Here is a 21,610-nt window from a genome sequence, read left to right on the forward strand (position 1 = left end):
GGTAGTACCCGGCTCGGTAGCCCAGGCGGCCCTCGGTGCGCTCGCCCGGTGCCGCCTGGAGCTGGTCGCTCATCTCGGCTTCCAGAACCTGCTGGACCGCCTCGCGCACCAGCGTGCGCATCAGTTCCTCGTCTGTCCCCAAAAACGCTCGCAGTGACGTGCGATCCGCAGTAGCCTGGCTCTTGTGAGTGGTCATGGTCTCGCCCTCCTTGAGGGGTTCCGGTGGTCGCTAACCAACCCGAATACCATGGCCGCTCACCTCCTGCCAGCTTCTGCACATAACTCAGCACACTACTCCAAGAGCCCGGATGCTTGAGATGACCCCCGGTTCAGCACACCCCGAAAATCGCAGGAGCCTGCTCGCAGGCGAAGCCCCTGCCAAAGTCAGACGTGGTCAGGGGAATTCGCCTGCAAGCAGGCTCCTGCAGGGGGCTATGGAGGCGCGACCAGGGCGGCCGACAAAAAAGCCGGGGCGTTAGGCCCCGGCAATGGGTACAGTCGTTGGAGAGACGACAGTTCCTTGGTCCGGGATCGCTCCCGGCATGCAGCCGTCAGGCCGCGTGGGTTTCCTTGGCCTGGCGGGCGGCCTTGGCCTGTTCCGGGTCGTAGGCCGCGCCGGACCAGAGCATCTCGTAGGCGATCTCCTCGTTCCCGTTCTCGCACAGTTCCAGGACCTGCTGGAACAGGGGCTGGAAGGTCTCGCTCTGATGCGACGCCTCGTGTTCCTCGAAGCTGTTCCAGAAGGTAATGATCAGCGCTTCCTTGTCCTTCATCGGGCTCTCGACCGCCTGGCCGATCGTCGAGCCCTCGTTGGAGACCGCGCCGGAGTTCAGGGCGACAAAGCCGCCGACAAAGCCGGTATCCGAGTGGTAGGTCTTCACGTTCTCGCAGAGGACCGCGACACGCTCCTGCAGGTCGTCGATGGTGTACTCCGGCTTCAGGATCACGCGATTGATGGTGACCACGCCGTCGGCCGGGAAGTTGTTGATCAGCTGGCTCATGACGTCCTCCTTTTGCAGGGGAAGGGTGCCCGTGGGCACGGGATAGTCATTCAGTTAGTAAGCAACTTCTAATTGAAGTTCCAGAGTACCGTACTCAGGAATTACTGCGTTCGCCAGAATGCCCCAAAAACCGGAGGGTCCGGTCCCGCGCGGGTGCGCAAGCAGGGCTTGCGTTGGCGGCGCGCGTTGGTTAGCTTATATTCCAACGAATATTGGAATGTGTGCGGTGTCCGGACGCGAACTCAAAGACCTCCTGTACGAACAGGTGGCCCGCATTGCCCGCGCGGCCGCCAGTCCCAAGCGGTTGGAGCTGATCGAGATCCTCGTGCAGGGGGAGAAGAGCGTCGAACAACTGGCGTCGGACGCGGAGATCAGCGTGAAGCTGGCCAGTGCCCACCTGAAGGAGCTGCGCCTTGCGCGGCTGGTGGAGGCCCGGCGCGAAGGCCGGTACATGTTCTACCGCCTGGTCGATCGGCATGTCGCCGATTTCTGGGTGATGCTGCGAACACTGGCCGAAGAACGGCTGCTGGAGCTGCAGGCCGCCACTCGAGAGATCGCCGAGGGTGCGGGCGATCTGGCCCCCATGGCGGGCGAACAGCTACTCGAGCGGGCGCGGCGCGGCGAGGTGATCGTGCTCGACGTACGTCCGGGCATGGAGTACGCCAGCGCCCATCTTCCCTATGCCCGATCCATCCCCGTCAGCGAATTGCGCGACCGGCTGGGCGAATTGCCGACTGACCGCCCCGTGGTGGCGTACTGCCGAGGACCGTACTGCCTGATGGCGAGCGAGGCCGTCCAGATCCTGGGTCGGCACGGCATCCGGGCCAGCCGGCTCGAGGACGGTATCGCGGAGTGGCGCTACCAGGGCCTGCCCGTCAGCGCCGATCAGGACGATCGATAAAAACGAAGGAGGCCGGTGAACGGCCCAGGAGGAGTGTCATGTTTTTTCATCAATTGCCCACCCGGGAGTCGTCGCTGTCCTACCTGTTCGGCTGTGGATCGCTGGGCAAGGCCATCGCGGTGGATGTCGTGGACGGGGACCAGGAATGGTTCCTGGAGCGGGCCGCCGAGGCGGGTGTTGCCATCACGCATGTGATCGACACGCATGTGCATGCCGATCACTATTCCGGTGGCCGTGACCTGGCCCGACGTGCCGGGGCGGAGTATTGCCTGCATGCGTCGGATCGTTCGGTGGTGGAGTTCGACTTCCATGCGCTGGAGGATGGCGATCGGCTCGAGGTCGGCAACGTCGAGGTCGAGGTGATCCATACCCCCGGTCACACGGAGGACAGCCTGTGTCTTCTGGTGACCGACAAACGCCGCGGGGACCAGCCCTGGTTCGTTCTTACGGGCGATACGCTGTTCATCGGCAGTGTTGGACGCCCCGATCTGGCCGGGCGGGAGCGCGAGATGGCGGGACGGTTGTTCGACAGCCTTCACGAGCGCCTCCTGGTCCTTCCGGACGAACTGGAGATCTATCCCGGTCACTATGCCGGCAGTGCCTGCGGCGCGGGGCTGTCCGGGAAGCCGTCGTCGACGCTCGGGTTCGAGAAGCGCTTCAACCCGGGGCTTGCGATCGGTGAGCGGGAGGCGTTCGTCGATTTTCTGACCCAGAACATCCCCCCGCGCCCGGTGGGAATGGATGCCTACGTCGCGGCGAATATCGCCTCCTGATCCGATAGCAGAGGGACTCTTCATGACGGACCATCACAAGGCCGCGGAAGCCTACGCCCATCTGACGCACGGGATTCGGGAGAACCTCGGGCAGTTCGGGCAGCAACTGATCCAGGTCTTCTTCGTTGGCCTGACCATCGGGATGATGCGCACGGTCGTGCCGGCGCTGGCGGAGAGCGAGTTCGGTGTGGCCGAGGGCTCGTTCATGCTGCTGACCGCGTTCGTGGTCGCCTTCGGGGTCGTGAAGGGGGCGCTCAACTTCGTTGCCGGGCGCCTGTCCGAGCGGCTGGGGCGCAAGACGGTCCTGATGCTGGGCTGGGTGGCGGCCATCCCGATCCCGTTCATGATCCTCTACGCACCGTCCTGGAGCTGGATCGTCGCGGCGACCGTCCTGCTGGGCGTGAACCAGGGGCTGGCGTGGTCGATGACGCAGACCGCCAAGATGGATATCACCCGGGCCGACGAGCGCGGCTTCACCATGGGCATGAACGAGTTCTCCGGGTATGTCGGGGTTGCCGTGGCGGGGATCGTGACCGGCTATATGGCGGCCGCGTTCGGGCCACGCTGGGGCCTGCTGATCTTCGGCCTGGTGGTGATCGCCCTGGCGATCGTGATGACCGCCGTGTTCGTGCGCGAGACCCTCGACTGGGCAAAGGCCGAGGGTGCCCGGCATGCGGCCGGTCAGTCCACCGGCCCGGTGCCGCGTTACCCGACGAATATCCCCGACACGCCGACGACCTGGCAGGTGTTCACCCTGATGTCCTGGCGCGACCGGCGCATGGCGGCGTTCAGTCAGGCCGGGCTGGTGGAGAAGTTCGTGGATGCGCTGGTCTGGGTGTTCTACCCGGTGTTCCTGTATCAGCAGGGGCTCAGTCTGGCGGCGATCGGCTGGGTCGTCGGGATCTACGGCTTCGTCTGGGGCGGTTCGCAGTTCCTTACCGGGCGTCTGTCCGATCACGTGGGGCGACGCCAGCCGATCATCTGGGGGATGTGGATCTGTGGCGGCGGGGTCGCCCTGACCCTGCTCGGCGAGGGCGTACTGTGGTGGTCCTTCGCGGCGGCGGTGACCGGGTTCGGCATGGCGCTGCTGTACCCGAACCTCAGTGCGGCGGTGGCGGACATTGCACACCCGAACTGGCGCGGCTCGGCCATCGGTACCTACCGCTTCTGGCGCGATCTCGGCTACGGCGTTGGGGCCCTGGGCCTGGGCATCGTGGCCCACCTGGGCGGCTCGGTGATCTGGGGCTTCTGGTTCGTGGTGATCGCGATGTTTGCATCCGGTGCGCTGGTCTGGTGGTGGGGTGACGAGACGCATCCGCGCCTGAACCCCCGCGACGAGTAGTCCCCGCGTCGCGATTCGCCCGGCACAGCGTTACCAGCGGGCCTTGTCCCACATCTCGGGGTTCGCCCAGAACCGGGCGTTCAGCCAGTCGGGAGTGAGCTTGTAGTCGTACAGGCTGGTGCGATAGACCGCGTGATCCGGCGCGGCGGTCTCGGCTTCGGGGTCGCGCCGGAATCCGAGCGCCAGGAAGTCGTTCAGGTCCCAGCGTTGGTCGTCCAGCCGGTGCAGGATCAGCACCTCGTCGGCCCAGCGGTCGCGCAGGCCGCCCAGCAGTTGTTGTCCGGTGGTCACATCCAGCGCGCTGAGGGTGTCCGGGAGCAGGACCAGCGGCACTCGTGGATCGGGCGGATGCTCGAGAAACGCTGCCACCGTTTCCTGCTCCACATCCGGTGGACTGTCCGTGGTCTCAGGGGCGGCGACCAGCAGGAGGGTGCGCCCCTCGCGCAGGCGTCGCGGCAGGTTGCGGCGCAGGACGTCGATGTCGATCAAGGGCTACCTCCCCGGCGTTCCGTGGCGTGTCGGCCCCGTCCCGGGGCCGTGTTCGTTATACTCTAAAGCACTCTCACTTCTACCGCGGACCCGTCAGAAGGAACCCTCTCCATGTCCAAGGAACTGCTGACCGAATTCCTCTCCAAGCACCCGATCTCGGCGTCCCTGACGCCGGCCGAGGTCGAAGTCCTGCTCGAGTACCTAGAAGTGGTGGAGACCCATCACAAGCAGGTGATCGCGGACATCGGCGAGGTCGGGGAGTCGCTGTTCTTCGTGGTCAGCGGGACCGCTGCGCTGTACCACGACGACGGCAGCCAGGAGATCGAGGTCGGCCGCATGCAGACCGGCGAACTGGCCGGGTCCATGTCGTTCTTCGACCGCGTGCCGCGCGGCGTGCGCATGCGTGCCCTGAGCGACAATACCCGCCTGTTGCGCCTGTCGCGCTCCATGTATGATCGCCTGCGCGTCGAGCAGCCGTACATCGCGGTGAACCTGCTCGAGTTTGCCATCATCAGCCTGGATCACCTGATCCGCCGGGTCTCCGAGGACGTGGCCACCTACGCCCACTATCTCTACTCCCCGGGCAAGAAGTAACCCCGGTCGCGGGCGGAGACTCTCGTGCTCGCCACCCTGCAGACGATCGCCGAGCACCTGCTGCTGCCGCCCGGGCTGGGCATCACGCTGACCCTTGTGGGCGTGGCCTTGTGGTGGGCCGACTGGCGGGGTGGGCGGGCGTTGCTCGCCCTGGGCCTGCTGGCGCTGGTGCTGCCGAGCCTGAACATCGTGGCCCAGCCGCTGGCCCACAGCATCGAGCGTGACCTGCGCGACGGCGTAATCGCGGTGGGCCGGGCCGATGCCATCGTGGTGCTGGGGGGTGGCCGCTGGCCCGGGCGCGCCGAGGACGGCGGGCGTGACGCCCTGAACCCGCGGACTCACGAGCGCCTGCGCCATGCGGCGCGGCTGCACCGCGATACCGGGTTGCCGATCCTGGTCTCCGGCGGGCGTCCGGGTGCCTTGCCGGGGCGGCGCTCCGAGGCCGAGCTGATGGCGGCGAGCCTGCAGGGCGAGCTGGGGGTGCCGGTGCGCTGGCTGGAGAACACCTCGCGCAACACCTTCGAGAACGCCACCCACACCCGCCAGCGACTCCAGAACAGTGATGTGCAGCGGGTACTGGTGGTGACCCAGGCGCTGCATCTGCCGCGTGCGCTGGCCTGCTTCGAGCGCGCGGGCCTGGCCGCCGACCCGGCCCCGGCCGGCTTTCGCGGCCCGACCGGCGACCCGATGCGGGTCGAGGACTTCCTGCCGCGACTGGACGCCCTGGAGACCTCCCGCTTCGCCCTGCGCGAGTGGGTGGCGCGTCTGGCGCGCCCGCTGCGCGATCGCCTGCCGGAGCGGGGCGACCCGGCCTGATGCACGCGCGGCGCGGTGCACCGGGCGCAGTGGCCGCGGCGGCCGGGTTGGTGTTTTTCCTGCTGGCGGGGTCGGTGACGGCCGCCGAATCCCCATCGGCTGCCGGCGGTGTCCAGCTCGACCTGCAGATCGAATCCCTGCTGCGCGAGGATCTCGATGCCCGCGGCCTGAGTACGCGGGTGCAATGGACGCGCGAAGGCCTGTCGCTGGAAATCCGCGCGGAACGCGTCGAGCTTCCCGCCCCGATCGGGACCCTGCGACGACTGCGGGTGGAATGTGGCGACCTGCGGCTCGGCCGTACCGAGGTCCGCTGCGAGGCCGCCCGGCTCTGGGGGGATGCCGGGGATCTGGACCTGCGCGGCGCGCGGGTGCGCCTGGTTTGGGGCCGCGAGAGCGGTCAGCTGACCCTGGCGGGCGCCTGGCCGGGCTGGTTCGGGGCCAGCGGGGATGTTCGTGTGCACCGCGACCCGGCGCGCGGCTGGGATGTGCGGGCCGATCTCGACGGCATTGATCTGGCGGCGCTGGCCGCCTCCCCGCGCCTGCCGATGGAGCTGCCCGTGCACCTCGGGCAGGGCCGGGCGGATGTTGCGCTGCGCTGGCGTGAACGCGGCCGTTCGGAAGGCACCCTGCGGGTCCATGACCTCGCCTTCAGCGATGACCTCGGGCTGCAGGCGGGCGAGGAGCTGGATGCGCGACTGTGGGTCGCGGGGGACGCGAACGGCTGGGATGTGGAGGCGGCCGTGACGGCAGGCGTGGTGTTCGTGGATCCCTGGTTCGTGGATCTCGACGCCGAGGGGCCGGTCGTGCTGGAGGCCCGTGGCCTGGTGGCGGACGCCGACAACGGCTCGGCGCGCACGGATTCGCTCTCGCTGGACTATGGGGCGGCGGCGGCCCTGCAGGGGCAGGACCTGGCGTTCGCGCCCGGGCGCGGGCTGGAGGGCCGGGTCCAGGCGGAGATCGCGGCGCTGGGGGTGATCTACGACACCCTACTGTCGCCCTGGCTGGTGGGGACCCCGCTGGGCGAGCTGGATGTCGCGGGTCACCTGGCGGGCGAGATCGAACTGCAGGATTCCATGCCGCGTTACATGCGTGCGGAGTGGTCCGGGGTGGAGGCGCAGGATCGCCGGGGACGCTTCGGTCTCAGTGGGGCTCGGGGTGGTCTCGACTGGTCGGACACGGTGCCGGGCGGTCCGGGGCGCATCGAAGTGGATGCCGCCCATCTCTACGGGCTCCCGTTCGATGCCTTCAGCGCGCAGGTGCGGGCGCGGCCACAGGGACTGGAGTTACTGGAGGCGACCGAGATCCCGATCCTCGATGGTGGGCTGCGGGTCGGGGCCTTCAGTCTGCAGCAGACGGAGACCGGGCCGGATGTGCAGTTTCAGGGCGGCATCCGGGCCATCAGCCTGGAGCCGTTGACCGAGGTGCTGGGATGGCCCCGGTTCTCCGGGCAGGTGGCGGGAATGATCCCGCGCGTCCGCCTGGAGGATGGCGACCTGAACGTGGACGGGCGGTTGCTGGTGCAGGTGTTTGACGGCGAGGTGGTGTTGCGCGATGTCTACATCCACGATCTGTTCGGCTACGCCCCGGAGCTGGGGCTGTCGACGCAGATTCAGCGCCTGGACCTGGAACTGGTCACCCGTGCCTTCGATTTCGGGCGTATCCAGGGCCGTCTGTCGGGCCACGTGAACGACCTGGTGATGGTGGACTGGTCGCCGGTGCATATGGATCTGGAGCTGATGACGCCGATGGACGCGCCGGGGCGGCGGCGCATCAGCCAGCGCGCGGTGGAAAACATCACCGAGCTGGGCGGCGGGATCCAGGCGGCGGCGTCGTCGATCTTTCTGCGCTTCTTCGAGAACTTCAGCTATCGCCGCCTGGGTTTCCGTTGCGAGCTGCGCGGGGACGTATGCACCGCCTCTGGCGTCGCCGATCGCCCCGATGACGGGTTCGTACTGGTCCAGGGTGGCGGGCTGCCGCAGATCCAGGTGATCGGGTACAACCGGCGGGTCGACTGGCCGGAGCTGATCAACCGCCTGGCCACGATCCAGGCGGGCGAGGGCCCGGTGGTGCAGTAACCACGCATTCAGCGTTTGGTTGCCATTCAGGATGATGGTGTAGATTGGGCACATGCGGGACGGACCCGCTCGAACAAGGGATGACAGGCATGAAGGCTTTGTGGAGTGTTCCGGGACTGGCGCTGGTGTTTGCCCTGCTGGCCGGCTGCGTGACCATCAATATCTACTTCCCCACCGCCGCGGCGGAGGAGGCGGCGCGCGCCATCGTGCGCGACGCGCTGCAGGTGCCGGACAGCGAGGCCGCGCCGCAGTCCGAGTCCGGCGCGCAGCTTCCGGCCCAGCCGCGTCATGCCGGCGCCGCGACGGGCAGCACGCCGGTGCTGGCCTGGGTGCTGGAGCGTCTGGTCAGCCCGGCCGCGGCGCAGAGCCCGGACCTGCAGATCGAGACCCCGGCGATCAATCGCATCCGGGCCTCGATGCGTGAGCGGGCGCCGCAGCTGGCGCCGCATTTCCGCAGCGGGGCGATCGGGTTCGGCAACAACGGCGACGTGGTGATCCGTGACCTCTCCGAGGTGCCGCTGCGGGACCGCAGCACCGTACAGCGCCAGGTCAGCGAGGAGAACTCCGACCGCGATTCGCTCTACCGCGAGATCGCGCGCGCCAATGACCGCCCGGACTGGGAACGCCAGATCCGCGAGACCTTTGCCCGCGTCTGGGTGGAAGAGGCCCCGGCGGGCTACTGGTACCAGGACCGTAACGGCCAGTGGCGGCAGAAGTAGGGCCTGGTGACGGGGCCACATACCCACGGGAGTAATGCGTGGCGGGCGTAGCCTGGGCCGAACGCCTGGATGCCCGCCGGCGCCAGCTGGTCGAGCTGGTCCAGGACACGGACCTCTCGGCGCTGCCCTGGTGGAAGGCGGTCCCGCTGGGTGTCGTGCGGGGCCTGTTCGGCCTGGCCCGCGAGGTCTCCGAGGGCCAGCTGACGCTGCGGGCGATGAGCCTGGTCTACACCACCCTGCTGTCGATGGTGCCGCTGCTGGCGCTGTCGTTCTCGGTGCTCAAGGCCTTTGGTGCCCACAATGCGGTGGAGCCGTTCCTGCTGGGCGTGCTCGAGCCGCTGGGCGAGCAGGGGGTGGAGATCGCCCACAACGTGCTCGACTTTGTCGACAATATGCGCGTGGGCGTGCTCGGCTTCGTGGGCCTGCTGTTCCTCGTGTACACCGTGATCGCACTGGTGCAGAAGATCGAGCTGGCCTTCAACACCATCTGGCGGGTGGAGAACAGCCGCAGCCTGGCCCAGCGCTTTTCCAACTACCTGTCGGTGATCCTGATTGGTCCGGTGCTGGTGGTCTCGGCGCTGGGGCTGACCGCCACGGTGATGTCATCGGCCGCGATGCAGGCGATTGCCGGGGTCGAACCCTTCGGCATGCTGATTACCGAGATCTCGCGGCTGGTGCCGTACATCCTGATCATCTCCGCGTTCGCGTTCATCTACGTGTTCGTGCCGAACACCCGGGTCAAGATCCTCCCGGCGCTGATCGGCGCGGTGGTGGCCGGTTTCCTGTGGCAGAGCGTGGGCTGGGTATTCGCCAACATGGTGGCGGGTTCAACGCGCTATGCGGCGATCTATTCCAGCTTCGCCATCATGATCATGCTGCTGATCTGGATCTACCTCGCCTGGCTGATCCTGCTGATCGGGGCCAATGTCGCCTTCTTCGTCCAGCACCCGGAGTACATGAACGTGCGCGGCATCCGCCTGCGCCTGTCCGGGGCGGCACGCGAACGCATGGGGCTGCACCTGATGCAGCAGGTCGGCCAGCGCTTTCACGACGGGCGCCCGGCACCCACCCTGGACGAGGTGGCCGCGACCCTGGCGGTGCCGGGCAATGCCCTGGGTGATGCGGCGCGCCGGTTGGAAGAGGCCGGTCTGCTGTTGAAGGCGGGAAGCGAGGGCCAGCATCTGGTACCGGCCCGCGACCTGGACGCGATCCGCGTGGACGAAATCCTGGATGCGCTGCGCGAGGACAGCGATGATCACGCCATTCGTCGTCTGCGCGGCAGCCTGAGTGTGGAGACGACGCTGAAAGAGGTGGATCAGGCGCGCGAGGAGCGCCTGAACGGGCGCACCCTGCGCGACCTGCTGGCGCGCCCCGATGCCAGCGCCGCGGCGGAGACCGCCTGACACCCGGCCACGCTGGGGCCAGGTTTGGGGTCAGGAACGGGCCGCCTCGGCGTCCAGCCGCTGCTGGGCCCGTTCCATCAGCTGGCCCGACACCCGGTCGACCAGCGACTGGGCCGCGCGCCGCACGGCCGCGTCGAGCAGCGGGTTCAGCTTGTACTCCAGTTCGAACTCCACGCGCGTGCGGTCCTCGCCCTCGGGGCTCAGGCGGTAGCTGCCCCGGTTCTGCACCCCGCGGATGGAGCGCCAGGCAAAGTGCTCCGGCGCGATCGCGGTGCAGACCTCGACATCGAAATCCATGCGCATCCCGGCGGCCCGAATGGTCCAGCGATAGCAGTCGTCACCCAGGCACTCGATATGCTCGACGTGGTCGCACAGGTCGACAAAGTTGGGCACGTGACTCAGCAACTCGAAGACCCGTTCCGGCTCGGCGCGCAGGGAAGTGGCGTGGGAGATGGTTCGCATGGCGCAGTCTTCTTGGCTAAAGGCTTTCCGTTTAAGAGCCTGGCCCCGGTCGGGGGTTCCCTGCAAGCCATGCGGGAACTACACGAGCGTGTACATTCACCGCTGTTTCCCGAGGGAAACACTGATTAATGTGCACGCACGCGCTCGAGTCGCTTTTGCGTGCGAACAAGGCGCGGTGACTGCCGTGCAGTCATTCTGCACAAGGGAGCCGCAACGCCGTTCCCGCGCCCGTTTTTGTCAACAACGGGCGGCCGAGCCCCTTCGTTCAATAGGTTGTGGGGTTGGCACCCCAGGTTCCCCGATCCTGCGTTGCGCCCCGAATCCATCAAAAACGGGCGGGTAGAACCACTACCCGCCGCACGACGCGCCTGGTCTCGAAGAACCTGGGGTGCCAACGCGAGTGTGTACATTGATCAGTGTTTCCCTAGGATAAGGGTCTTTTCCGGATAAACGGATCTCCGTATGAATCCAGCGTCCCAAGGGCCCGTGCCCGACTTCCTGCAACGTTTCGAGGCCGGTTCCACCGGCATCCTGTACTGGGAGCAGCTGGAGCGGCTGTGGACGCTGCTGCGCGACCGTGCCGACGGCGGCTGGTACATCTACGCCGTGGGGGACACCGTGCCCGTGGAACCGGTCTCCGCCGAGGATTTCCGGCGTTTCATCGACGAGGTCGACACCCTGCTGCGGCAGGATCACGACGAGGACTACTGCGGGATCGTCTACGTCGATGACCGCGAGGCGCCGGCATTCGTGAAGATCTTCGACCCCAACAACCTCGGCTCCAGCTGCGGCTCCTCGGGGCTGCGGGTGCTGCCGGGCTGGGTGCTGTCGCGCGTGCCGCCGGTGGACCTGGAGGCGGCGATGCCGCCGACCGGGAGCCGCCGGCGCTGGTGGCAGCGTCTGTTCGGCGGGGCAAAGTGAGTACCGCCGGCATACAGCGGAGGCGCGGCGATGGCTGATTCCTGGTGGCAGCGCCTGCGCGGGCAGGCGCGCGTGCTGATCGCGCTGGGCATCCTGCTGCTGGTGATCCTCTGGATCGCCTCGGGGATGTTCGGGCGCGAGGCCGACGAGGCGCCGCGGGCGGCCGAGCCGCAGCCGATGGCCGTGGCCGTGACCGCGCTGGAGGCGGAGCCGGTGGAGCGCCTGCTGGTGCTGCAGGGGCGGGTGGAGCCGGATCTGCGCGTGCTGGTGCGCGCCGAGACCGCCGGCCAGGTGGCCGAGTGGGAGGTGGCCCGCGGGGCACGCGTGGCGGCCGACGCGCCCCTGGCGCGGCTGCGCATGGATGACCGCGAGGCGCGCCGGCGCCAGGCGATCGCCCGGCTGCGCGGCGCCGAGAGCGAATACGAGGCCGCCCAGCGGCTGCACGATCAGGGCCATGTATCTCGCACCCAGCTGGAGGCCCGCGAGGCCGAGCGCGAGGCCGCCCGGGCGGAGCTGGAGGCGATCGAGCTGGATATCCGCAACACGCGCATTATCGCCCCGGTGGACGGGGTGGTGAATCAGCGCCTGGCCGAGCGGGGCGACTTCGTGGCACGTGGCGACCCGGTGGCGGAGATCGTGGACAACGACCCGCTGCTGGCGGTGGTGCATGTGCCGCAGCACCAGATTGGGCGGGTGGAGTCGGGCCAGGCGGCGCGTATTCGCTTCCTGGACGGGCGTCGCGCCGAGGGCGAGGTGCGGTTCGTCTCGCGGGTCGCCGAGTCCGGCACCCAGACCTTCCGCGTGGAGGTGGAGGTCCCGAATGCCGACGAGGCGCTGCCCTCCGGGATCAGCGCCGGGGTCGAGATTCCGACCGAGACGGTCGCGGCGCACAAGCTGTCGCCGGCCTGGATGGGGCTGGACGACAGCGGCCGGGTCGGGGTGAAGACGGTGGATGACGACGACCGGGTGGTCTTCCACGCGGTCGAGGTGATCCGTGCCGCCACGGACGGCGTCTGGGTCACCGGGCTGCCGGAGCGCGCGCGGGTGATCACCATCGGCCACGGCTTCGTGACCCCGGGCGAGACCGTGCGGCCCCGGCCCATGGAGGCATCGACGGGCGCGGCCGGGCCGGAACCGGTGGGCGAGGCCCTGCGGTGAAGGCCCTGATCGCCTGGGCGGTGGAGCACGCCCGGACGGTGCTGCTGTTCCTGCTACTGATCCTGGTGCTGGGCGCGACCGCCTACCAGGTGGTGCCCAAGGAGGCGGCCCCCGAGATCGACATCCCCATCTTCTTCGTGTCCGTGCCCTATCCGGGGGTCAGTCCGGAGGATGCCGAGCGCCTGATGCTGCGCCCGCTGGAGCGCGAATTGCAGACCCTGCCCGGGGTGGACGAGATGCAGTCCTGGGCCGGCGAGGGCTTTGCCCTGGTGCGGCTGGACTTCGAGCCCGGCTGGGACAACCGTCGGGCCCTGTCGGACCTGCGCGAGGAGGTCGACCAGGTGCGCCCGGAACTGCCCGCCGGGGCCGAGGACCCGAGCGTCTCCGAGGTCGACCTGTCGCTGTTCCCGGTGCTCACGCTGAACCTGTCCGGGCCGCTGGACGAGCGCACGCTGGTGCGTCTGGCGCGCGACTTGCGCGACCGCGTGGAGGCGATCCCCGGGGTGCTGGAGGCGGATGTCGGCGGCGATCGCGAGGAGCAGATGGAGGTGCTGGTCGATCCGCTGGTGCTGGAGACCTTCGAGCTGTCGTTCGACGAGCTGACCCGGGCGATCGAACGCAACAACCGTCTGGTTGCGGCCGGGGCGCTGGATACCGGCGCCGGGCGCATCCCGCTGCGGGTGCCGGGCACCATCGATGACGTCGACGACGTGCTGGATACCGCGATCCGGGTGGAGGGCGACGCGGTGGTGCGGGTGCGCGATGTCGCCGAGGTCCGCCAGAGCTATCTGGACCCGGAGGGCTTCACCCGCATCGACGGACAGCCCTCGGTGTCGCTGGAGATCCGCAAGGCCTCGGAGGCCAACATCCTGGAGGTGGTGGCGGCCGCGCGCGCGACCATCGAGGCGGCGCGGGCCGACTGGCCGGAGACGGTCGAGGTCACCTACCTGCAGGACATGGCGCGCGATGTCGACGACCTGCTGGGCGATCTCGAGAACAGCGTGATCGCCGCGGTGCTGATCGTGGCGCTGGTGATTCTGGCAATGATGGGGGCGCGCGCGGCCCTGCTGGTGGGCGTGGCCATCCCCGGGGCCTTCCTCGGCGGCATCCTGGCGATCTATCTGATGGGCTTCACGCTCAATGTGGTGGTGCTGTTCGGGCTGATTCTGGTGGTCGGCATGCTGGTGGATGGCGCGGTCGTGGTGGTGGAGCTGGCTGACCGCTATGTGGCCGAGGGCATGCCGCGGCGGGAGGCCTTCCGCGCCGCGGCGCAGCGCATGTCCTGGCCGATCACCACCGCGATCGGGACCACGCTGGCGGTGTTCGCGCCGATGCTGCTGTGGCCCGGCATGGTCGGTGAGTTCATCGTCTACCTGCCGGCCACGGTGATTGTGACCCTGATCGCCTCGCTGGCGATGGCGTTGGTATTTATTCCGGCGCTGGGGTCGGTGATCGGCCAGAGCCACCCGATCAACGCGGCCCAGACGCGCTACGTGCGCGCGGCCGAGGATGGTCGCTATGACGAACTGCAGGGCCTGACCCGCGCCTACATCCGCCTGCTGCAGCCGCTGGTGCGTCGCCCCGGCTGGACGCTCGCGGGCACGCTGGCGCTGGTCGCCGCCGCCTATGCGCTGTATGCCCAGCAGGGGCGCGGGGTGGAGTTCTTCCCGCAGGTGGAGCCCGACTTCGTGCAGGTGCAGGTACAGGCGCGCGGCGACCTGTCGGTGTGGGAGGCGGACGCCCTGGTGAGACAGGTGGAGGGGCGCCTGCAGGGGGTGCCGCAGATCCAGCATGTCTATGCGCGGACCATCGGTACCCAGCTCGGGCGGCTGCAGGGCGACTACCCGGAAGACCTGGTCGGCCTGATCCAGCTGGAACTGATCTCCTGGCGCGAGCGCCCGCCGGCGGCCGCGATCATCGAGGACCTGCGCGAGCGTACCGCCGACCTGCCGGGCATCCGCCTGCAGTTTCGCGCCCAGGAACGCGGGCCGCGCGAGGGCCGGCCGATCGTGGTCGAGGCCTCCAGCCGCCAGGCTGACCGCATCGCGCCGGTGATCCGCGAGATCCGCACTGCGATGGACGAGCTGGGCGGCTTCGAGGACGTGACCGACGACCTGCCACTGCCCGGGGTGGAGCTGGAGGTGCGCTTCGATCGTGAGCAGGCGGCGCGCTTCGGCGTGGACGTGCCGCTGTTGGGCGAGGGGGTGCAGCTGCTGACCCGCGGCATCCAGCTCGGCAGCTACCGCCCGGACTACAGCGACGAGGAGGTGGATATCCGCCTGCGCCTGCCGGCGGAGCAGCGCCACCTGCAGCAACTGGCCACCCTGAACCTGCCCGGCGCGACCGGGCTGGTGCCGCTGGCGCATTTCGCGGAACTGGTGCCAGTGCCGGCCACCGGCCTGATCAAGCGCCGCGACGGCGATCGCGCCTACACCCTGGAGGCGGATGCGGCCAGCGGCTACCTGGTGGACGAGCGCCAGCGCGCGTTGGAGGCGCGCATCGCCGGGATGGACCTGGACCCGGAGGTGCAGCTGCGGTTTCGCGGCCAGGCCGAGGAACAGGCCGAGGCGGCGCGTTTCCTGCTCGCGGCCTTCGCGCTGTCGCTGTTCCTGATGCTCGCGATGATGGTTACCCAGTTCAACCGGTTCTCGCAGGCGCTGCTGGTGATGTCGGCGATCGTGTTCTCCACCGCCGGGGTGCTGCTGGCCCTGCTGCTGCGCGGCGAGCCATTCGGCATCGTGATGAGCGGGATCGGGGTGCTGGCGCTGGCCGGGATCGTGGTGAACAACAACATCGTGCTGATCGACACCTACAACGAGCAGCGCGGGCGCGGGCTGGATGCCCTGGAGGCGGCCCTGCGCGCGGCGGCCCAGCGCATGCGGCCGGTGCTGCTGACCGCGATCACCACCATCCTCGGCCTGATGCCGATGGTGCTGGCCTGGACCGTGGATTTCGCCGGCAGGGATTTCTACGTCGGGGCGCCGGTGACCGGCTTCTGGGTGCAGCTCGCGACCGCGATCGCCGGGGGGCTGTTCATTGCCACGCCGCTGACGTTGCTGTTCACCCCCGCGATGCTGGTGCTGCTGGATCGGCTGGGACTGGACCGGCAGCCGGCGCCGGCCGAACAGTCGGCTACCGGCTCGCCAGGCGCTTGAGGCACTCGAGGTAGGCGTTCTCGTCCGGTGCGCTGTTGCTGCGCTGGGCCTCCCACAGGGTCTGGCCGAGGCATTCCATCATGCGGTGCTCGGCGTCCATCACGCCAAACCGGGCGCACAGGCCCTGGTGCAGTTCGCGGATGCCCGCGGGCCGGTCGGTACGTGCCTGGTCGCGCAGGCTCAGGTGCATCGCCATGTGCAGGAACGGATTGGAGGTGCCCAGCTCCGGCGGGAATTCGCCAGTCAGCGCGGTCTCGCGGTCCTTGATGAATTCGTGGTACTCGGGGTGTTCCGAGATCACGTCCACCAGCTGCTGTTCCAGGTCGGTCAGCGTCTCGCCGGCCTGCGCCTTGTGCCAGGCGTCGACGAACTGGGTGCGGATCTGGTCGCGGTTGCCGTACATGCGGGTTGTCCTCGGAGTTGGGGGTGTCAGGCGCCCGCGGGCGGTGGGGTCTTGGCCTTGTATTCGCACAGGTCGGCGATCGGGCAGCGCCAGCACTCCGGCTTGCGCGCCTTGCAGACGTAGCGGCCGTGCAGGATCAGCCAGTGATGGGCGTCCTGCAAGTAGGCCTTCGGGGTCAGGCGCATCAGGCGCTTCTCCACCTCGAGCACGGTCTTGCCCTTGGCCAGCCCGGTACGGTTGGCGACCCGGAAGATATGGGTGTCCACCGCGATGGTGGGGACGCCGAAGGCGGTGTTGAGGATGACGTTGGCGGTCTTGCGGCCCACACCCGGCAGGGCCTCCAGCGATTTGCGGTCGCGTGGAACCTCGCCGCCGTGCTGGTCGACCAGGATGCGGCAGGTCTTGATCACGTTCTCGGCCTTGGCGTTGTACAGGCCGATGGTCTTGATGTGTTCCTTCAGCCCGTCGAGACCCAGTTCGAGGATGGCCTCGGGGGTGTTGGCGACGGGGTAGAGGCGGCGGGTGGCCTTGTTGACGCCGACATCCGTGGCCTGGGCCGACAGGATGACCGCGATCAGGAGTTCGAAGGGGGTGTCGTACTCGAGCTCGGTGGTCGGCTCGGGGTTTGCCGCCTTCAGGCGCTCGAAGATGGCTTCTCGCTTTGCGGCGTTCATGGATGCGGAGGCTCCAAACAAACCGGCCCCGCTTCGCGGGGCCGGCAACTCGCGTAGTGGCGTTGCTCAGACGTGGCGGAACATGCCGACATCCGGCGCGGCGTCGCGCGGGTTGGATTCGGCTTCCTTCTCCAGATCCTTGATCAGCTTGGCGTGCTTCTCTTCCAGATCATGCATCGCCTTCTCGTCCAGCTTCGGGAAGATGACGTCGCGGATGAACGAACCCAGTTCATCCAGGCAGCTCGGCCAGTACTTGTCGTTCAGGTGGAACGAGTGGTGGGCGTGGGTGCCCATCGGGTAGCTGTCGAACTTGCGGATCATGGTGTAGGACAGGTCGCTGTCCTTCTCGACGAAGTCCTTGGCCCAGTCGTACCACCACTTGTAGTACTTCTCCTGCAGGTCGTCGTTGAACCCGTGGTTCTCGAAAAAGGCGGCGATCGTGCCGCGCGGGGCGAGGCCGTAGCGCGTGCCGCGCTTGCCAGCAAACGGGAAATGTCCAGCCATGCCAATCTCCTGGGACGTTTGAGTGTCCGGGGCGCGCGGCCCCGGTAGAACGGATTCGTGGCGCCGGAAGTTTACCGGCTGACGGCCAGGAATCAAGGCCGGTTCGGTTCAGGCGTTGTCGGGGGCGGCTTCGGATTCGGTGGCGCTCTCGTCGCGGCTGGCGGTCGGCTCCGGCTCGAACTGGCTGTCGATCCAGTTCTTCGCGGCGATCAGCAGGCCCATGGCCATAAAGGCGCCCGGGGGCAGCAGGGCCAGCAGGAAGCCGTGCTCGGAGGGATAGAGCTGCAGGGTCATCCCGTGCCCCCACTCGCCGAACAGCAGGTGGGCATTGGCCATCAGCGTGCCCTGGCCAAGGACCTCGCGCAGCGCACCCAGGGCGATCAGCACGCCGGTGAAGCCCAGGCCCATCATCAGGCCGTCCAGGGCGGCGCGCGGCACCGAGTTGCGCGAGGCGAAGGCCTCGGCGCGACCGATGATGGCGCAGTTGGTGACGATCAGCGGGATAAAGATCCCGAGGATCAGGTACAGCCCGTGGAACCAGGCATTCATCGCCAGCTCGATCGCGGTGACGATGGAGGCGATGATCAGCACGTACACCGGGATGCGGATCTCCGGGCGCGCGTGGTTGCGGATCAGCGAGACCAGCACATTGGACAGCAGCAGGGTCAGGGTGGTCGCAATGCCGAGACCGATCGCGTTGACCATGGTGCCGGAGATCGCCAGCAGGGGGCACAGCCCCAGCAGCTGCACCAGCCCGGGGTTGTTGTGCCACAGGCCGTCGCGAATGATGTCGGTCAGGGTCGGGTTCATCGGCTTGCCTCGTCGTCCCCGTGGTCCTCGGGCTGCGGGAGCGGTTCCGCCATGGAGCGGGCGTCGTCGGGCCGGGTCGCCAGCAGCTCCTCGCGGTGTTCGTCGAAGTATTGCAGCGTGCGATAAACGGCGCGAACCACCGCACGCGGGGTGATGGTGGCGCCGGTGAACTGGTCGAACACGCCGCCGTCCTTGCGCACGTGCCAGTCCTCGGCCGGGGGGTTCCCCAGCGAGCGGCCGTCGAAGTCGTGGATCCAGTCGGAGCGCTCGGCCTCGATGGCGTCACCCAGACCCGGGGTTTCGCGATGCGCGGAGACGCGCACCCCCTGGAGCTCGCCGTCGCGATCTACGCCGATCAGCAGGTGGATGTCGCCACTGTAGCCATCGCGCGCGATCGCGGAAAACACGATGCCGACCACTTCGTCATCGGCATCGCGGGCGAACCAGGCCGGCAGGTGGTCACCGCCCAGGAGGTCATGGCCGAGATCGATGGTGTCGTGCACGGGGTCGTTCCGGTAATCCAGGTCGCCGGTCAGCTCCGCGATGCGGTTGCGGTTGACCGCCATGCGGTTCTCCTCGATGCGGGCCTCGGTCGTGCCCTGGACGAGGGCGACGATCCCCGCCCCGGCGGCCGCAAAGCCGGCGAGCAGGGCGGTGGCCAGCAGGATGTCGCGGGGCTTCAGGTCAAGCATGCCCGTCCCCCGGCGGCGGTCCGCGGCGCGAGCGCCCGAAGATGCGCGGCCGCGTCAGGTGGTCCAGGGTCGGGGCGACCATGTTCATCAGCAGCACGGCGAAGGCGACCGCGTCCGGATAGCCGCCCCAGGTGCGGATAATGAAGATCAGTACGCCGATGCCGGCGCCGTAGAGGATGCGACCCAGCGGCGTGGTGGAGGCGGAGACCGGATCGGTGGCGATGAAGAAGGCGCCGATGATGACCGCGCCACTGAACACGTGGAACGCCGGCGAGGCAAAGGAATCCGGGTCCAGCATCCAGAAGAAGCCGGCCGGGATGGCCACGCCCAGGATCACCGCCAGCGGGATATGCCAGTGGATGATGCGCCGGAACAGCAGGTACAGGCCGCCGAGCAGGAAGAAATTGCCGATCCACTCCCAGCTGGTCTCGCTGAAGCTGCCGAACAGCGGGCTCGCGGTGACCTCGCTGACGGTACGCCCGGCCCCCAGCCCCTCGCGCATTGCATCCAGGGGCGTGGCGCGGGTGATCGTGTCCCACTCGAGTGCGGCCGGGAGGCTGCCGGTGAGCACGGTCTGCAGCGTCTGGCCCAGGCCCAACGACAGGTCGGAGAGGGTGTCCGGCGCGGGCCACAGGGCCATCTCCCGCGGGAACGAGACCAGCACGACCACGTAGCCGACCATCGCGGGGTTGAACGGGTTGTAGCCGAGCCCGCCATACAGGTGCTTGGCCACCACGATCGCGAAGGCGATACCGATCAGGGTGACCCAGATCGGCGTCAGCGGTGGTACGGCAAGGGCGAACAGCCAGCCGGTCACGATGGCCGAGTTGTCGCTCAGGGTGGCCATGACCGGGCGCTTGCGGGCCGCCACGATCGCAGCCTCGAAGGCCACGGCGAACAGTACCGCCAGGACCACATTGACCAGGACGCCCCAGCCGAAGAACCAGGCCATGGCCAGGGTGCCGGGTACCAGGGCCATCTGGACCTGCTGCATGACCCCGCCCACCGAGTGGGCCGGGATCATGTGCGGCGAGGATTCGGTGCGAAAGCGCATCAGCGGCTGCCCGAGTCCGTGGAATCGCGCGGGCCGGATTCGCTGGATGTGCCGGCCTCCGCGGTGCCGGCGTTGTCCTGTCCGTCCCCCGGGGTCTCGGCGGGTTGTGCGGCCTTGGCGGCCTTGCGCGCGCGGGCGCGTTCCAGCGCGGCCTGGATGGCGGCCTGCTTGTCGTCGTCGGCGCCTTCCTCGCCCTCTTTCTTCTTTACCGCCGCCTTCTTCCTGGCCATGCGCTCGGCCTTCTCGCGTTCCTCGCGCTCGATGCGCTCCTGGCGGAACTCATAGCGTTCGCGGGCGATGTCGGACTTCTGCCGTTCCTTCTCGCGCGCCCAGATCTCGTTCTTGGCGTAGCGGTAGTACTGCACCAGCGGGATATTGCTGGGGCAGACATGCGCGCAGCAGCCGCACTCGATGCAGTCGAACAGGCCGTAGTCCTGGATCGCGTCGAAGTCCTTGGCCTTGGCCTGCCAGTAGAGCTGCTGCGGCAGCAACTGGGCGGGGCAGGCGGCCGCACACTCGCCGCAGCGGATGCAGGGCATCACCGGCCCCGGGGGCGGGGTGTCCTGGGGGCGAGTGGCGAGCAGGCAGTTGGTGCCCTTGATCACGGGTATGGCGTCGTCGTGGACCGCGAAACCCATCATCGGGCCGCCCATCACCAGGCGATCCACCCCATCGGCGTAACCGCCGGTCGCGGCGATGACGTCGGCGAACGGGGTCCCCAGCAGGGCCTCGACATTGCGCGGGTGCCGCACGCCCGGCCCGGTAACGGTGACGATGCGCGACAGCAGGGGGCGCCCCTGGATGATCGCGTCGCAGACCGCCTTGAAGGTGCCGGGATTGTTGCAGACCATCCCGACATCGGCCGGAAGACCGCCGCTGGGAACCTCCTGGCCGGTCAGCACCTTGATCAGCTGGCGTTCGCCGCCGGTGGGGTAGAGGGAGGGGACCGAGACCAGCTGGATCAGCTCGCGCAGTTCGCCCGGCAGGTTTTCGGTGAGGGCCCGCATCGCCTCGGGCATGTTGTCTTCCACCGCGAACAGCACCCGTTCGACGTCCAGCAGGTGGGCGACGATGCGAATGCCCTCGAACACCGCCTCCGGGGCGGTGCGCAGCAGCATGTCATCGGCGCTGATGTAGGGCTCGCACTCGGCCCCGTTCACGATCAATGTATGGATGCGCTGACCGGCGCGCGGGTTGAGCTTGACCGCGGTGGGAAAGGCGGCCCCGCCCAGCCCGACGATGCCGGCGTCGCGGATGCGCTGGCGCAGCTTGCGCGGCTCGCGGGTATCCCAGTCCAGCCAGGGTTCCATGCGGGTGTCGCCCCAGTCGTCGCGCCCGTCGGTCTGGATGACCACGCAGGGGGCGTCCAGACCGGAGGGATGGGGCACCGCGTGCGGGGCGATCTCGATCACCTCCCCGGAACTGGGGGCGTGCACGTGGGCGGCGATATATCCCTTGGACTGGCCGATGCGCTGACCCTTGGTCACGTAGTCGCCGACCGCCACGCAGGGCTCCGCGGCCTCGCCAATGTGCTGGCCCAGCGGGACGATCAGCTGCGGAGGCACGCCCATCACCAGCACCGGATCGCGGGTGCTGGCTTCGGTCTCGTCGGCCAGTTTCAGGCCCCCGTGGAAGCGATGCAGCTGCATAAGCGTATTCTAACG

Annotated in this window: 22 protein-coding genes; 11 read left to right on the plus strand and 11 right to left on the minus strand. The window is 68.3% G+C overall.

Going from position 1 to position 21,610, the window contains the following annotated elements; all coding sequences use genetic code 11:
* Both D107_RS0100005 and D107_RS0100010 read right to left on the minus strand, forming a co-directional pair.
* Nucleotides 1–196 (minus strand): transposase (locus D107_RS0100005; RefSeq protein ID WP_026280694.1); only part of this gene is annotated, 196 nt, incomplete at its 3' end.
* A gap of 355 nt (nt 197–551) precedes the next feature.
* Complete coding sequence (locus D107_RS0100010) at nt 552–1,001, minus strand: hypothetical protein (protein WP_018866901.1); 450 nt, start codon at nt 999–1,001, stop codon at nt 552–554.
* A gap of 217 nt (nt 1,002–1,218) precedes the next feature.
* Here D107_RS0100010 and D107_RS0100015 point away from each other — a divergent pair, with 217 nt between their 5' ends.
* The 3 genes from D107_RS0100015 to D107_RS0100025 are packed head-to-tail and all read left to right on the plus strand — an operon-like array spanning nt 1,219 to nt 4,017.
* Entirely contained in the window at nt 1,219–1,902 is a 684-nt protein-coding gene (locus D107_RS0100015) for a metalloregulator ArsR/SmtB family transcription factor (RefSeq protein WP_018880436.1), read from the plus strand.
* A 38-nt stretch (nt 1,903–1,940) separates the two neighbouring features.
* Nucleotides 1,941–2,675: an MBL fold metallo-hydrolase gene (locus D107_RS0100020; protein WP_018880437.1), complete on the plus strand. Its 735-nt coding sequence runs from the start codon at nt 1,941–1,943 to the stop codon at nt 2,673–2,675.
* Between the two features lie 22 nt (nt 2,676–2,697).
* Complete coding sequence (locus tag D107_RS0100025) at nt 2,698–4,017, plus strand: MFS transporter (RefSeq protein WP_018875772.1); 1,320 nt, start codon at nt 2,698–2,700, stop codon at nt 4,015–4,017.
* A gap of 30 nt (nt 4,018–4,047) precedes the next feature.
* Here the strand turns inward: D107_RS0100025 and D107_RS0100030 are convergent, their stop codons facing one another.
* Nucleotides 4,048–4,506, minus strand: a complete 459-nt coding sequence (locus tag D107_RS0100030; RefSeq protein WP_018880438.1) for a DUF6231 family protein — start codon at nt 4,504–4,506, stop codon at nt 4,048–4,050.
* Between the two features lie 111 nt (nt 4,507–4,617).
* Here D107_RS0100030 and D107_RS0100035 point away from each other — a divergent pair, with 111 nt between their 5' ends.
* The 5 genes from D107_RS0100035 to D107_RS0100055 all read left to right on the plus strand — a co-directional run bounded on the left by D107_RS0100035 (nt 4,618) and on the right by D107_RS0100055 (nt 10,113).
* Complete coding sequence (locus D107_RS0100035; RefSeq protein WP_018866896.1) at nt 4,618–5,100, plus strand: Crp/Fnr family transcriptional regulator; 483 nt, start codon at nt 4,618–4,620, stop codon at nt 5,098–5,100.
* A 24-nt stretch (nt 5,101–5,124) separates the two neighbouring features.
* Nucleotides 5,125–5,916: a YdcF family protein gene (locus D107_RS0100040; protein WP_018880439.1), complete on the plus strand. Its 792-nt coding sequence runs from the start codon at nt 5,125–5,127 to the stop codon at nt 5,914–5,916.
* On the plus strand, nt 5,916–7,991 hold the full coding sequence (locus D107_RS0100045; protein ID WP_018880440.1) for a hypothetical protein: 2,076 nt from the start codon (nt 5,916–5,918) through the stop codon (nt 7,989–7,991). The genes D107_RS0100040 and D107_RS0100045 overlap by 1 nt, the downstream gene beginning before the upstream one ends.
* Before the next feature lie 89 nt (nt 7,992–8,080).
* The gene (locus D107_RS0100050) at nt 8,081–8,710 is read left to right on the plus strand and encodes a YdbL family protein (protein ID WP_018866893.1); all 630 of its coding nucleotides are present in this window, start codon (nt 8,081–8,083) and stop codon (nt 8,708–8,710) included.
* 38 nt (nt 8,711–8,748) lie between these two features.
* On the plus strand, nt 8,749–10,113 hold the full coding sequence (locus D107_RS0100055) for a YihY/virulence factor BrkB family protein (protein WP_018880441.1): 1,365 nt from the start codon (nt 8,749–8,751) through the stop codon (nt 10,111–10,113).
* A gap of 30 nt (nt 10,114–10,143) precedes the next feature.
* Here the strand turns inward: D107_RS0100055 and D107_RS0100060 are convergent, their stop codons facing one another.
* Nucleotides 10,144–10,575, minus strand: a complete 432-nt coding sequence (locus D107_RS0100060; protein ID WP_018875767.1) for an SRPBCC family protein — start codon at nt 10,573–10,575, stop codon at nt 10,144–10,146.
* Between the two features lie 462 nt (nt 10,576–11,037).
* On the opposite strand from D107_RS0100060, the gene D107_RS0100065 reads away from it, so the two are divergent.
* From D107_RS0100065 to D107_RS0100075, 3 genes are read left to right on the plus strand one after another with little or no spacing between them, the layout of a single operon-like run.
* Nucleotides 11,038–11,496, plus strand: a complete 459-nt coding sequence (locus D107_RS0100065; protein ID WP_026280695.1) for a hypothetical protein — start codon at nt 11,038–11,040, stop codon at nt 11,494–11,496.
* 30 nt (nt 11,497–11,526) lie between these two features.
* Nucleotides 11,527–12,654: an efflux RND transporter periplasmic adaptor subunit gene (locus D107_RS0100070; protein ID WP_018880443.1), complete on the plus strand. Its 1,128-nt coding sequence runs from the start codon at nt 11,527–11,529 to the stop codon at nt 12,652–12,654.
* A complete protein-coding gene (locus D107_RS0100075) occupies nt 12,651–15,809 on the plus strand; it encodes an efflux RND transporter permease subunit (protein ID WP_018880444.1) in 3,159 nt (1,052 codons plus the stop codon). Before D107_RS0100070 ends, D107_RS0100075 begins: the two co-directional genes overlap by 4 nt.
* On the opposite strand, the gene D107_RS0100080 is transcribed toward D107_RS0100075, so the two are convergent.
* From D107_RS0100080 to rsxC, 7 genes are all read right to left on the minus strand, one after another.
* On the minus strand, nt 15,787–16,212 hold the full coding sequence (locus tag D107_RS0100080; protein ID WP_018880445.1) for a DUF1841 family protein: 426 nt from the start codon (nt 16,210–16,212) through the stop codon (nt 15,787–15,789). The two genes, D107_RS0100075 and D107_RS0100080, sit on opposite strands and share 23 nt — an antisense overlap.
* A 26-nt stretch (nt 16,213–16,238) precedes the next feature.
* Nucleotides 16,239–16,886 (minus strand): endonuclease III, encoded by a 648-nt coding sequence (gene nth, locus D107_RS0100085; RefSeq protein WP_018880446.1) that lies wholly within the window; start codon nt 16,884–16,886, stop codon nt 16,239–16,241.
* Between the two features lie 66 nt (nt 16,887–16,952).
* Nucleotides 16,953–17,390, minus strand: a complete 438-nt coding sequence (locus D107_RS0100090; protein ID WP_018866885.1) for a hypothetical protein — start codon at nt 17,388–17,390, stop codon at nt 16,953–16,955.
* Between the two features lie 108 nt (nt 17,391–17,498).
* Nucleotides 17,499–18,200, minus strand: coding sequence for an electron transport complex subunit E (locus D107_RS0100095; protein WP_018866884.1), 702 nt, complete (start codon nt 18,198–18,200; stop codon nt 17,499–17,501).
* Entirely contained in the window at nt 18,197–18,892 is a 696-nt protein-coding gene (gene rsxG / locus D107_RS0100100) for an electron transport complex subunit RsxG (protein WP_018866883.1), read from the minus strand. Before rsxG ends, D107_RS0100095 begins: the two co-directional genes overlap by 4 nt.
* A complete protein-coding gene (rsxD, locus tag D107_RS0100105) occupies nt 18,885–19,946 on the minus strand; it encodes an electron transport complex subunit RsxD (RefSeq protein WP_018866882.1) in 1,062 nt (353 codons plus the stop codon). Before rsxD ends, rsxG begins: the two co-directional genes overlap by 8 nt.
* The gene (gene rsxC / locus D107_RS0100110) at nt 19,946–21,595 is read right to left on the minus strand and encodes an electron transport complex subunit RsxC (protein WP_018880447.1); all 1,650 of its coding nucleotides are present in this window, start codon (nt 21,593–21,595) and stop codon (nt 19,946–19,948) included. Before rsxC ends, rsxD begins: the two co-directional genes overlap by 1 nt.
* Nucleotides 21,596–21,610: the final 15 nt, after the last annotated feature.

Origin of the sequence: Thioalkalivibrio sp. ALE30 (genome assembly GCF_000377465.1) — a bacterium.
GTDB lineage: Bacteria > Pseudomonadota > Gammaproteobacteria > Ectothiorhodospirales > Ectothiorhodospiraceae > Thioalkalivibrio.